Origin of the sequence: Micromonospora sp. LOL_021, assembly GCF_048060215.1 — a bacterium.
Classification (GTDB): domain Bacteria; phylum Actinomycetota; class Actinomycetes; order Mycobacteriales; family Micromonosporaceae; genus Micromonospora_E.
The window spans coordinates 1-12,522 of sequence record NZ_JBHMIN010000006.1; the positions used below are offsets into that span (position 1 = coordinate 1).

Sequence of the window (12,522 nt, forward strand, 5' to 3'; positions counted from 1 at the left end):
TTGATTGTCCGCTTTGGACTACGGATCAGAAGGTTAGGGGTTCGAGTCCCTTCGGGCGCGCGAGATCATCAGGGGTCTGACCTGCCGAAACGGCAGTCAGGCCCCTTCACTCTTCCATCCCTTGTGGTCGGTTGGGTGCTCGTACGACGAGCATCCCTCACCTCCGGCCCCGGGCTACCGTACCGACTGCGCCGCCGCCCGCGCGGAGCCGGCGGCGCCCCAGAGGAAGTCGTTGGCGGCGTTGCCGTAGAGGACACTGCCGGCACCTCCGGCCACGATGTCTCCGGCGATTTGGGTTCCGGTGCTGACTCCGCCCTACGCGCTGGCTGCTGCGCACTCACCGGCGCCGAGAGCGGCACCGGTGAGTGCCCCGGCCCTCGCGCCGACGGCGATCTTCGAAGGCAGGTGTTGCGGTCGTCGCCGCTGAGCCAGCAGTCGATGCCACCGAACGTCGAGGGCCGCACCGCCGCCCCGACCTGCTCCGGACCCTGCGTACCTGCTTTCCCACGATCCGTCTCGTCGGGGCCGACAGCGGCTGCAAGGGTAGAGTCGGGGCCCGGCCGCCGCCCGCCTCGCGATGACCGTGCGCATCGGCCGGTCAGACCACGATCGTGGTCCTGCGCCGCGGGTAGGCATGGAGCGACATTGATCAACCGGAGCCGCCGCACCGTCCGCGACTACGAACGGCTGCGCGAGCACCACTCCGATGGTCCAATGAGCCATGGTCATCGTGATGACCCGCCGGCTCGCCCGCCATCAGGCCACCTGAACCTCTTTTACCAGGCTTTAGGGCCTGGTAACCAGCGACGCGCTAATCCTGGCCTCAGGTTGATCGGAGAAAATGGGCGGCGAAAGCATCGACTGGGAGGGGGCAGCAGCGTGCGGATCATGATCGCGGATGATGACGCGGCCATCCGTGAGTCGCTGGTGCGGGTGCTACAGGTCGAGGGTTACGACACCAGCACCGCCGCCAACGGTCTCGCCGTGCTCGACGGGGTCGGTGGGGCCGGCGGTGACACGCTGGACCTGCTGATACTCGACGTGATGATGCCCCACCTCGGCGGGTTGGAGACCTGCCGGCGGTTGCGGGCCGCGGGTCGGGATCTGCCGGTGCTGATGCTGACCGCCCGGGACCAGGTCTCCGACCGGGTCGCGGGGCTGGACGCGGGCGCCGACGACTATCTGCCCAAGCCGTTCGCCACCGAGGAGTTGCTGGCTCGGGTGCGGGCTCTGTTGCGTCGGCGTGCGCCGGGCGACGGGGAGTCGCAGATCCTGTCGTTCGCCGACGTCCGGCTCGATCCCGACCGGTTTGAGGCGTGGCGTGGCGGGCGGCCGCTGCGCCTGACCCGGACCGAGTTCTCCCTCCTGCAGGTCCTTGTGTGCAACGCGACCCGAGTGTTGACCCGAGACGCGCTGTTCGAGGCAATCTGGGGCTTCGACATGAGCGCCACCGCCAACAACCTCCAGGTGTATGTGAGCTACCTGCGCCGCAAGATGGAGGCCGAGGGTGAGCCGCGATTGATCTACACGCTGCGCGGCCTGGGGTACACGTTGCGGGAGACCCCTCCGTGAGCAGGCCCGCAGGTCGGGAACCGCGCCGGCTGACCCGCTGGTGGCGCTGGCGGTCCCTGCGGACCAGGCTGACGGTGATCGCGGCGACGGCCATCGCCGTCAGCGTGTTCATGGCCTTCCAGGTAGCCAGCGAGCTGCTGGACTGGCAGCTGCGGGACACCGCCGAGAATCAGCTGCGCGCCGACTCCCGCGTCCTGGCGACGAACGCGGAGCGCGCCGGTCTGGCGCAGGTACCGCTATCGCCGTACCTCGGATCCGGTCAGCTGGTGCGGGTCATCCTGCCCGACGGCTCGACCCGGACGCCGGCCGGCCAACCCGCGCTGCCCCCGGTCAGCGAGCACGCCGGGCTCGTGGCGCAGGGCGGCTTGGCCGACCTGATGGAGTCGGACGACAGCGACGAGGACGGCTACCTCGTCTACACGCTGCGGGCGGGCAACGGCGCGGTCCAGGTGGCCCGCGTCGTCGACGACAGCCCGGTCAACCAGTTCGGGTTCGGTATGCTGCTGATCGGGCTGCTCTGCGTGGTCGGCGGCGCCCTTGTCGGGCGGGCCGTGGCGCGGACCGGGTTGGCACCGATCGACCGGCTGACCGCCGCCGCAGAACGTGTCGCGCACACCCAGGATCTCGGCGCCCACATTCCGGATGAGGGTGGTGGGGAGATCCGGCGGCTGATCCAGTCGATCAACGACATGCTCGCCGCGCTCCGGGACTCCCGACAGGCCCAGCGGCTGCTCGCCGAGGATGCCGCCCACGAGCTCAAGACCCCGCTCACCAGCCTGCGCCTCAACGTCGAGCTGCTGATCAGGCTCGATCGACGCGGCACCCTGGACAGCGCGCTGCCGGCGGAGAGCCGGACCCGGCTGCTCAACGATCTCGGCGCCCAGGTGGCCGAGTTGAGCACCCTCGCCGCCGAGCTGACCGACCTGGCGCGCGGCGACGTCAGCGACGAGAGCACCGAGCCGCTCGACCTCGCCGACGTGGTGGTGGCCGCCGCAACCCGGGCGCGTTCCCGCATGCCCGACATCGAGGTCGCGCTCGACGTGGCCTCCGTGTGGGTGAGCGGCCGTCCCGCTGCGCTCCAGCGGGCGGTGATCAACCTCATCGACAACGCCGGCAAGTGGTCACCTGCGGACCAGCCAGTCCAGGTCCGGCTCCGGGCCGTGGGCGCGTCGGCGGTACTCGAAGTCGATGACGCCGGGCCGGGAATCGACGCCGCCGACGTACCGCGGGTGTTCGACCGGTTCTACCGTGCCGACAGCGCCCGGGCGTTGCCGGGATCCGGTCTGGGGCTGTCGATCGTGCAGCGGGTCGTCAACGCCCACGGCGGCCGGGCCACCGTCGCTCGCTCCGCACGCGGTGGCACGCTACTTCGGGTCGATCTTCCGGCCGCCCCGATCGCGCGGCTCGCCGCCGGGCCGGCTCGGTCACCAGATCCGCCAGCCGATCAGTAGGGTGCGGGCCGGCACCAGGACCGACCGCACCAGCGGGGCGTCGAGCAGCACGCCGAAGGCGACCAGGGACCCGACCTCGATCAGCATCGCCAGCGCAAGCGTGGCGACGCCCGCGAACGTGGCGACAACCGCGAACGTCAAGTGACCGCTAGGACCTGGCTTTCCGGCGTGATACGCCACCGGTGGCGGGGAGGACTTTGGGCGTGGCTTCTCTGGTGCCGAGTCGCACGGTCTCCGCCCAGGCCCAGCTGACCAGGAAGACGTAGTAGTCGACGCAAAGCGCCACCATGAACCCGCTGCCGACGAAGGCCGCAGCGAATGGTGGCCATGTGGACCAGCGGGGCCACGATCGCGTGCGGCAGCAGTCCGAGGATGCTCAGGACGAGACCGAGCACCAGCGGGATCGCCAGCTACTCGTCGCGGCTGGTGGTCACCTCGGTGTCAAGGTTCTCCACACTCGGCCCGCCGACGCAGGATCTGGTCCTGTTCCCGCAGGGCGCCGGTGTTGCCGGCCAGCCCGATGGCGAGCACGCCGAGGATTTCGAGCGAGCTGAGCATCGCCACCCACCGGCGGCGGCTGATGGCGGTGCCAAGCCGTCCCCACAGCCCCGGCCTCTCCTCCACGGCCGTGCTGAACCGCAGGATGGCTGGGAACAGCGTCCGCATGGCCACCAGCGTGCACTGGATGCCGGCAGCGCCACACATAGCGGAACAGTTCGCAGAGCGCGGTGATGGACAGGGCGAGACCGAGGCCGACCGCCAGGCCCAGCGTCGGGTTGGATGCATAGGCGGCGCCGCCGAGGTAGCCGATCAGGCCGGCATAGCTGGCCCAGGTGACGGCGGCGATGGCGGTGAACAGGGTGAAGCGGGCAGGCGGGTAGCCGGTGGCACCGCTGGCGGTCACGATCGCGGTGCGACCGCCGGGGACGAACCGGCCCGCGATGATCAGGGCGCCGCCCCGGCGGTGCAGGTGCGGGGCGATCCTGTCGGCGGCGCGGATCAGGCGGCCGCCCGGGCGGCGCTCGCGCAACAAGCGTCCGATGAGGTAGCCGATGTGATCACCGACGAAGGCGCCCAGCGCGGCGAACACGATGATCAGCGGAAGCGACGGGATGCCCGACACGGCGAAGACCGCCGCCGCGATGACGACCGACTCCGACGGCAGGAACGGCAGGAACGCGTCGAGGATCGCCAGCGCGAGGATCGCCAGATAGATGACCGGAGAGGCCATCGCGTTCTCGATCATGGCCATCAGGTCCATCGGGACCGCTCCTCGCCTTCGAGCACCCAGGCGCAGAGCCCGACTACGACGAGCACGAGCGCCAGCAGAACCCGTTCGGCCAGACCCGCGAACGGGAGAGAACCTTGTCCGAGCAGCACCGCGGGCCCGTTCACCGCCGCGAACGCGACGCACGCGGCGAGCGCGGACCATCCGGCCGCCCGCAGCCAGCGGACCCGGGCCGGGTCGGCCCCGCGCCCGGCACGCTTGGCGATGAGCAGGGCGAAGAGCGGTGGCAGCGCCGCCATCAGCGCCGCGCCGAAGCGATGCACCCCGGCGGCGACGCCCGGTTCGGTCCCCGGCAGGTTCGTGGGGAACACCACCACCGCGACCAGGGACACGCACCACACCGACAGCAACACGGTGAGGGGCCAGGCCGGTGGCAGCACACGCCGGACGCCGGCCAGGAGCCATGCGCCGGCTGCCGCGAGCCCACACGCCGCCAGGGCCAGCAGGACGGCGCCCGGCACGGTCCGGATCGATTCGCTGACCATCTCGTCCACCGGGTCGACATCGCCGACCAGCAGCAGGCCCGTCCCGGCCGCCGTGCCCACGCCCAGGCTCAGCTGGACGTTGCGATACCAGCGGGAGGTGCCCGCCGGGACGATCGTCGCTGTCATGCGGCGACCTCGACGGGCGCGGGCGTCGCACGGCCCGGACGGTTCTGGTAAAGCTGCTCGAACGCGGACACCGTGCGGGTCTGGTCGTGCTGCTCGGCCACGGCACGAGCCCGGCGCCCCAGGTCTTCCGCGTGCTTCGGGTCGCAGAGCACCCGGAGCAGTCGCTCGGCGAGCACGACAACGTCGCCGGGCGGGAACAGGTAGCCGGTCTCCTCGTCCCGTACGAGGTGGGGCAGGGCTGCGGCATCGGCGCCGATCACGGGCCTTCCACTGGCCATCGCCTCGAGCGTGACCAGGCTCTGCAGCTCGGCGGTGCCCGCGTTGACGAACACCGTCGACGCCGCGTAGGCGGAGGGAAGGTCCTCGTCAGAGATGAAGCCGGTGAACGTGACATGCTCGGCGACGCCCAGCTCCCCGGCGAGCGACCGCAGCGTCCGGTCCTCGGACCCGGTGCCGACCAGGAGCCATTGGGCGTCGAGGGAAGCCCGCACCAGCGCAAACGCCCGCATCACGACGTCGAGGTTCTTCTCGGCGTCGAGTCGACCCACGTACGTGATGGTGGGCTTGTGCGCGAGGCTGTAGGCCCATCGGAACTCGGCCGCGGGCGTCTGCTCCCGGAAGCGGGTGAGGTCGATGCCGCACGAGATGGGCAGGACCGGCCCGGACACACCGGAGACGACGGCGAGCGCGGCGGCGTACGGGGTCGGGGCCGTGACGATGTCTGCCTTGGCGAACACCCGGGCGGCGTCGCGCCATGCCCACTCGTGCGCCCTCGTCCGGCCAGCGTTACCGATGGGCAGGTAGTGGATCAGGTTCTCGGGCATGAAGTGGTTGGTGGCGATGACGAACAGGCCGCGCTCGTGCGCCGCGTCGACCACCGCCCGGCACAGCGGGAAGTGGCTCTGCACGTGCACCACGTCGGGCTGAACCTCGTCGAGGATCCGGCGGGCTGCCGCGCGCAGCCCAAGTGGCGGGCAGAACCGGAAAGGTGAGTGGCCCGGCACCGGCAAGGAACGCACGCGGTGCTCGACGACGCCGTCGCTGGACCTGCCGGCATAGCTGCGGGTGTCCGTCGACGGCGCGACCACGTGCACCTCGTGCCGGGCGGTCAGTGCCACGGCCAGGCGCTGGGCGAAGTAGGCCGCTCCGTTGACGTGCGGCGCGTAGGTGTCGGCACCGATGAGGATGCGCATGGGACAACTACCTTTCGTAGGAGGTGACGCTACCTTCCGTAGGTGGTAGCGCTTCATGACGAGGTGGAAGACAGCGACCGGCACGACGACGGCCGCGGTGAGCAGGAAGATGCCGCCGGGCAGTGCGAGCAGGCCGGACAGCTGGCTACCGAGCAGAGCGCCGAGACCGATCAGCACCAGGCCGCGTACGGCGGCGATGGCACCCACCCAGGCGGCGAATCTCCGGTACGGGAGCCCGACGAGCCCCGCCGACACGAACGCCGGGAATGCGAAGACGTCAACGAGCTTGGCGGTGATCACCAGCCGAGGCAGTGACATCCCGGCCAGCCGGTCGAGCAGCGCCGTCACCTTGAGCCTGTTCAGCAGGGACGCCACCCAGGGCCGCCGGGCCGACCGGCCGACGAGGTAGAGCAGGCTGTCGCCCACCACCTCGGCCAGCGCGACGATCACCCAGATCGGCCAGAACGCCGCAGCGCCGGCGCCGACCAGGGTGCCCGCGGTGATCGTCGCGGCCGGCCCCTCGATCAACACGAATAATCCGAGCAGCAGGTAGGGGTGATCGAGCACAGCCTGTGTCACAGCCACCATCACTAGCCCCCTACATGCGGGTCACATCCGCTTTCTCTGAGACCTACAAGTACCGAGCGAACCTGAGGCGACCGTTAATGCGCTGCTCAGACCGGGTGACCGAACCAGGTGCCCAGCGCACGCACCAGCCTGGTGACGTCGAGGTCCTGCCCGGCGGACAAGGCCCAGGCGACACACAGCCGTCGGGCCGGATGAGCGACGCGTCAACGTCCACCCGGTTCGTACGGATGGTGAACCGTTCGGTCCACGCGGCTACGGCGTCGCGGACCTCCACGCGGATCGACGAGGTTGAGCAGGAGTCCACGACCCTCGCGCAGCAGTCCGCCGACCAGGTCGCCGCAGCGCGAAGTGGGATCAGATCTTGGATCGGTACGGGCATGCTGCGGGGACTCGTAGGGGGTGAGCCCGGCCGAGTCGCGGGCAGCCCAAGCGCTGGGTCGCTCGCGGGAGGGCCGGTCAGCAAACTGCATCTGCTGGCTGAGGGACGCGGCAGCAGCCTGGTCATACGGCTCGCACCGGGGCAAGCGTCTGACACCAGGGAACTCGGTGGCGGAAATTGCGGTGAGCGGGCCGTACGTGGCGCCGAAGCAGTCGCTGACCCGGACGTACCCGGCCAGCGCCAGGCTCGCCAGCCACCACAGCGCGGTGGCCAGCGTCGCCCCGAACAGCAACCAGGACAACGCCGACCGAATGCGGCGCGGCGTCTACTCGAACAGCAGGCCGACCGCGAACGCGATCAGCACCAGGCTGAGCGGCCAGCGGACAACGTCCCACGCGGTGCGGGTGCCGCCGCGCCAGCCGAGCGGGCGTCGCGCCCACGGTCGATCCCGTCGGCCTTGTACCAGCTGACGGAGTGCAGCGTCACCTGCGCACCTCGGCCGGCGCCGCGCATGTTGGGCCGCAGCACCCACCACAGCAGGCGATTTTCAACACGGACAGAACGACCCAAGCCGGAACAACGCCGGGGCCGTGCTGCAAAGGCAAGGTGGCGAAAGCCTGGAATCGGCCCGGATAACTGGCGATCGGCCCGTCCACGAGTTGCCGGTTGAGACGATAGGCAAGGTCGATGCCCCGGGACGGGCGGTGACGTGGGCGGCTGCACGCGGACCCGGCAGCGGAGCCGGTCGATCACGCGGAGCGGAGCGGATCGGCCCGGAGCGGTGCGGCTGGAATCTACGGCCGCGCCCTCGACGGACGCGCGAGATGAAGCGCTAGTTCGGCCAGGTGAGTCTCAGGTCGTAGGCGAGGGTGACTGCCTGGATCCGGTCCCGTGCGCCGATCTTGGCGAGGACCCGTCCGACGTGGGTCTTCACCGTCGACTCCGACAGCGTGAACCGTTGCGCGATCTCGCCGTTGGTGAGGCCGTGGCCGATGGCGACGAGGATCTCGCGCTCCCGGCCGGTCAGGGAGTCCAGCCGGGGATCCTCCCGCATGGGCCCGCAGAGGTCATTGTCGAGCCGGTCGGCGAACGCGTCGAGCAGCCGCCGCGTCAGCGCCGGCGCGATCGCCGCGTCCCCGGCGGCGACGGCCCGGATGCCGGCGAGCAGTTCCTCCGGGCGGGTGTCCTTGAGCAGGAAACCGCTCGCCCCGGCCCGCAGCGCGGCGAACGCGGACCGGTCCACGTCGAATGTCGTCAGCATCAGGATCCGCGAACGCCCACTGGGGGCGACGATGCGCCGGGTGGCCTCGATACCGTCGACGCCCGGCGTGCGGATGTCCATCAACACCACGTCGGGATGCAGCTCGGTGGTCCGCCGAACGGCCTCGGCGCCGTTCTCGGCCTCGCCGACGATCTCGGTGTCGGGTGTGCTCTCCAGCAGCATGCGAAACCCGAAGCGCCGCAGCGGCTGGTCCTCCACCACGAGCACAGTGATCATGAATGGCTGCCTTCCCGGGTCGCGTGCACGATCTAGCCGCCGTCCGGTGCGGGACCGGCACTGACCGTGCGCCGTGGGACACGGCGCACCTTCGGCCATGCCGCCGAGGCCGAGACCCGCGTCGCCCGGCGATGTCCACCTCATACCGAGCGAACCTGAGACGACTGTTAAAACCAGTGCGTACGGTGCGCATGCCGCCGACGTCGTACTCCCACACGTCCGGGTGACCGAGGAGAAACTTTCCCTCCGCCACCAGCAGGACTTGGTGCTCTGTCGCCCGGGCCTTGCCTACCGGGCAGTACCTCGACGCCACCACGCTGGTGGATGCGCTGGGCACCTGATTCGGCCACCCGGCCTGACCTCCGCATTAACGGTCGTCTCAGGTTCGCTCGGTACGAAGCAGGGACAGCACGCCAGCTTCCAACCCAGATCACTCGCCGCGTCCGGACATCGATCCGCGAGGCAGACCTGCTCGATGAGACAGCTGCGGTGCCGCCGGGCCTGTGCATGCACACCGAACCCGACCCGGAAACAACGACAAAGTTATAGAGCACCCTCGGTTCCATGGGAACACCGTGTGAACCCTAACCAACCACTCATCGGAGATCTCGTGTCCTCACATCCAGATTCAACGGTCGTCGACCGGCAGGCCGCGAGCGCGCTGTCAGCCAGTGCTGATGACGCTGCGGCCACGCTCGTCGGCGCCGTCAAGCGGTACGGCTCCGGCCAGTCGGCCGTCGTCGCGCTCGACGACGTCACCATCGCGTTCCCGGCGGGGAGGTTCACGGCTGTGATGGGCCCGTCGGATTCGGGAAAGTCGACGATGATGCACTGCGCCGCCGGGCTGGATCAACTGACGTCGGGCCGCGCATTCGTCGGCAACACCGATCTGTCGGCCCTCGACGACCGCGAGTTGACCAGGCTGCGCCGAGAACGGATCGGGTTCGTGTTCCAGGCGTTCAATCTCGTGGCGACGCTCACGGCCGAGGAGAACATCTGCCTGCCGTTGACGTTGTCGGGACGCCGGCCGGGTGCCGCGGTGCTCGATCAGGTCGTGTCGCTGCTGCGCCTCGGTGATCGCATGCATCATCGGCCGACGGAGCTCTCGGGTGGCCAGCAACAGCGAGTCGCCGTCGCCCGGGCGCTGGTCGCCCAGCCGCAGGTGGTTTTCGCCGACGAGCCCACCGGCAACCTCGATACCCGGTCCGGACAGGAGATCCTCGGATTCCTGCGATCAGTAGTCGAGCTGCATCACCAGTCGATCGTGATGGTCACGCACGATCCCAACGCCGCTGCCTGGGCGGACCGCGTCGTGTTCGTCGTCGACGGCCGAGTGCACGACGTGATGGATCACCCGTCGGCCGATTCGGTGATCGACGTGATGAAGGGCCTGGGGCGATGAGCCAGATGATGCGGAGTGCGGCTCGAAGCGTGCTCGCGAGTCGGGGTCGGTTCGTGCTAACGGGCACGGCGATCACGCTGTCGGTGGCGTTCCTCGTCGCAACGCTGGTGCTGTCCGACTCGATGCGTGGCCGAGCGGCCAGTGACATCGCCGAAGCGGTGGCCGGGACGGACGCCGTGGTGCAGGGCGTCGTCCTCGGCGAGCCCGGCGGAGGGCCGGGAGACCCGGAAAGGTCGGTTCGGCGATCACTGGATCCCGACATCACCGAGCGCGTGGCTACGGTCGATGGCGTCGACGGGGCCGCCTCGCAATGGGTCGGCTTCGCGAAGCTGGTGGTCGACGAATCGTCAGTCGGAACCGGCACGGCGAGCGACGTGGGTCGCAACTGGATCGCCGACCCGGCGCTCAACCCGTTCCGGCTCACGAGCGGGCGACCACCGATCGAGGTCGGTGAGATTGTTATCGATCGATCGCTTGCCGGTGACGCAGGCTCGGCTCCGGGTGACGTCGTACAGGTCCTGACGACGACGGGGATACACGACGCGACTATCACCGGTGTCGCGACGTTCGCGTCGGCGGACGCGGCACCACTGCAGCGAACGGTGCTGTTGCCCGACGCAGCGGTGTCCGCCTGGCTCGACACCGCGGCGCCGACGGAGGTACTCGTCGACGTCGCAGAGGGCGCTGACCACGCCGAGGTACTCGACCGCCTGTCGACACTGACCGATGCCGAGGTCATCGACGGGCCCGACCACATCCGGACGATGCAGGAGGCCGCGACGTCACCGCTGCAGTTCCTGACTGTGTTCCTCCTGGCCTTCGCCGTGGTCGCGGTGGTGATCGGTGTCACGATCATCTTCAACACGTTCGCGCTCACCGTCGCCTACCGCCGACGGGAGTCGGCGCTACTACGCGCGATCGGTGCGCAACGACGCCAACTGCTCGGCGCAGTGGTGATCGAGGCGGCGATCGTCGGGACGATCGCCACGCTCGTCGGCCTCGTGTGCGGAGTCGCGGGAGTGGGCGCGCTGCGCTGGCTCGTCGGACTCGCCGGGGTCACGTTGCTCACCGGGCCATCGATCGTGAGCACGACCTCGATCGCGGTCGCCGCGACCGTCGGTATCGGCGCGACGATCCTTTCGGCATGGATCCCGGCTCGCCGCGCGGCGGCGACGCCGCCGATCGAGGCGCTGCGCGAGAGCGCGGCGGAACCCCGGGTCGTGCGCCCGGCGCGAACGGCGAGCGGGCTCGTGCTCGCCGCGGTGGCGATCGCTGGAGGAGCTATGGCTGTGGTGCGCTCGAACGCGACGTGGGTCATGCTCGTCGCTGCCATCGTCCCGGCGCTCGTGCTGTGCGGCCCGGCGATCGTGACCGCCGCATCGCGTGGGAGCACTCGGGTGGCCCGCCGCGTCGCCGGTGTGTGTGGCTCGATCGCAGCGGGCAACCTGGCTGCGAGTCCTCGTCGATCGGCGTCGACGGCGCTCGCGCTCATGCTTGGCACCGCGATGGTGACGATGTTCGCGGTCTTCGCGAGCTCACTGACGAGCGCGGTCGGGACGGACGTTCGGGACGGACTGCAGGCGGACCTGGTGGTCACGTCGGCGACCGCCGACTTCCCGACGATCGACGCCACCCTGGCCGGCCGGATCGCAGAGCTGCCCGACGTCGACGCAGTCGCTGCGCTGTCGGTCGCCGAAGGGATCGTGGCAGGCAAAGCCGAGGCGGTCGGCGGCATCGACCCGACGGCGCTGCCCAGCTTGTTCGACCTCGACGCGATCGCCGGCGACCTCGCCGACCTGAGCGCGGGGGGCGTGGCCGTGGTCGGCGACGACCCGACGCTGCTCGGCGGCACCCTCGTGATCGAGTTCGAACGCTCGACACTCGAGGCGCCGATCGTCGCCGTGGTCGCGAGGAGCACCGGCGGTTTCGAAGCCCCTTTGTACTTCGTCGACCGTGCAACACTCGACGCCTTGGTCGGTCGCCTGCTCGACGCTCGGTTGTTCGTCGACCTCGCCGACGGAGCGGTCGCAGACGCCGACGAGGACGTGAGGGCGCTGGTCCGAGCCACGCCTGGGTCGTTCTTCGAGACTCGGGCGGAACACGTCGCCAACAGCGGGAGCGGAATCGCCGCGTTCCGGAACTTCATCGACGGGATGCTCCTCCTCGCGGGCTTCATCGCGCTCCTCGGAGTCGCCAACACCACGGCGCTCGCGATCAATGAACGCTCCGGAGAGCTCGGGCTGCTGCGAGCCGTCGGCGCGACTCGCCGCGATTTGCGTCGAATCGTGCGGCTCGAGGTGGCACTCCTGTCGTTCCTGGCAGCATCGATCGGTATCGCCGTCGCAGTCGGTCTCGGCTGGGTGCTGATCGACGTCGCCGGTGGCACGGAGATCCCATCCGTCGTCGTACCGTGGCCCCGCCTCGCAGCAACGCTCGTCATCGCGGTCGCAGCCGGCGTCGCCGTCGCGGCGTGGCCCGCGTTCCGGGTCTCCCGGGTACCCGTCCTCGAGCTGGCGAGCCGGGACCGCTGATGCATGGGT

General features: G+C 69.9%; 10 protein-coding genes. 5 read left to right on the plus strand and 5 right to left on the minus strand.

The features are described from left to right. The first annotated feature begins 879 nt into the window (after positions 1 to 879). A complete protein-coding gene (locus ACFHWT_RS06610; protein ID WP_416593681.1) occupies positions 880 to 1,572 on the plus strand; it encodes a response regulator transcription factor in 693 nt (230 codons plus the stop codon). Beyond that, positions 1,569 to 3,023, plus strand: coding sequence for a HAMP domain-containing sensor histidine kinase (locus ACFHWT_RS06615; RefSeq protein ID WP_416593682.1), 1,455 nt, complete (start codon positions 1,569 to 1,571; stop codon positions 3,021 to 3,023). The genes ACFHWT_RS06610 and ACFHWT_RS06615 overlap by 4 nt, the downstream gene beginning before the upstream one ends. On the opposite strand, the gene ACFHWT_RS06620 is transcribed toward ACFHWT_RS06615, so the two are convergent. From ACFHWT_RS06620 to ACFHWT_RS06635, 4 genes are all read right to left on the minus strand, one after another. After that, positions 2,997 to 3,164, minus strand: coding sequence for a hypothetical protein (locus ACFHWT_RS06620; RefSeq protein WP_416593683.1), 168 nt, complete (start codon positions 3,162 to 3,164; stop codon positions 2,997 to 2,999). The genes ACFHWT_RS06615 and ACFHWT_RS06620 overlap by 27 nt on opposite strands. 289 nt (positions 3,165 to 3,453) lie before the next feature. Beyond that, positions 3,454 to 4,284: a DedA family protein gene (locus ACFHWT_RS06625; RefSeq protein WP_416593684.1), complete on the minus strand. Its 831-nt coding sequence runs from the start codon at positions 4,282 to 4,284 to the stop codon at positions 3,454 to 3,456. After that, complete coding sequence (locus ACFHWT_RS06630; RefSeq protein WP_416593685.1) at positions 4,275 to 4,922, minus strand: DUF998 domain-containing protein; 648 nt, start codon at positions 4,920 to 4,922, stop codon at positions 4,275 to 4,277. The genes ACFHWT_RS06625 and ACFHWT_RS06630 overlap by 10 nt, the downstream gene beginning before the upstream one ends. Further along, entirely contained in the window at positions 4,919 to 6,703 is a 1,785-nt protein-coding gene (locus ACFHWT_RS06635; RefSeq protein ID WP_416593686.1) for a glycosyltransferase, read from the minus strand. The genes ACFHWT_RS06630 and ACFHWT_RS06635 overlap by 4 nt, the downstream gene beginning before the upstream one ends. Positions 6,704 to 7,264: 561 nt before the next feature. On the opposite strand from ACFHWT_RS06635, the gene ACFHWT_RS06640 reads away from it, so the two are divergent. Next, positions 7,265 to 7,552 carry a hypothetical protein gene (locus ACFHWT_RS06640; RefSeq protein WP_416593687.1) on the plus strand — a complete coding sequence of 96 codons (288 nt, stop codon included), beginning with the start codon at positions 7,265 to 7,267 and terminating at the stop codon, positions 7,550 to 7,552. A 362-nt stretch (positions 7,553 to 7,914) separates the two neighbouring features. Here the strand turns inward: ACFHWT_RS06640 and ACFHWT_RS06645 are convergent, their stop codons facing one another. Further along, positions 7,915 to 8,580, minus strand: a complete 666-nt coding sequence (locus ACFHWT_RS06645; RefSeq protein WP_416593688.1) for a response regulator — start codon at positions 8,578 to 8,580, stop codon at positions 7,915 to 7,917. A 475-nt stretch (positions 8,581 to 9,055) separates the two neighbouring features. Here ACFHWT_RS06645 and ACFHWT_RS06650 point away from each other — a divergent pair, with 475 nt between their 5' ends. Both ACFHWT_RS06650 and ACFHWT_RS06655 read left to right on the plus strand, forming a co-directional pair. Further along, positions 9,056 to 9,982 carry an ABC transporter ATP-binding protein gene (locus tag ACFHWT_RS06650; protein ID WP_416593689.1) on the plus strand — a complete coding sequence of 309 codons (927 nt, stop codon included), beginning with the start codon at positions 9,056 to 9,058 and terminating at the stop codon, positions 9,980 to 9,982. Further along, the gene (locus tag ACFHWT_RS06655) at positions 9,979 to 12,513 is read left to right on the plus strand and encodes an FtsX-like permease family protein (RefSeq protein WP_416593690.1); all 2,535 of its coding nucleotides are present in this window, start codon (positions 9,979 to 9,981) and stop codon (positions 12,511 to 12,513) included. Before ACFHWT_RS06650 ends, ACFHWT_RS06655 begins: the two co-directional genes overlap by 4 nt. The last annotated feature ends 9 nt before the right edge of the window (positions 12,514 to 12,522 follow it).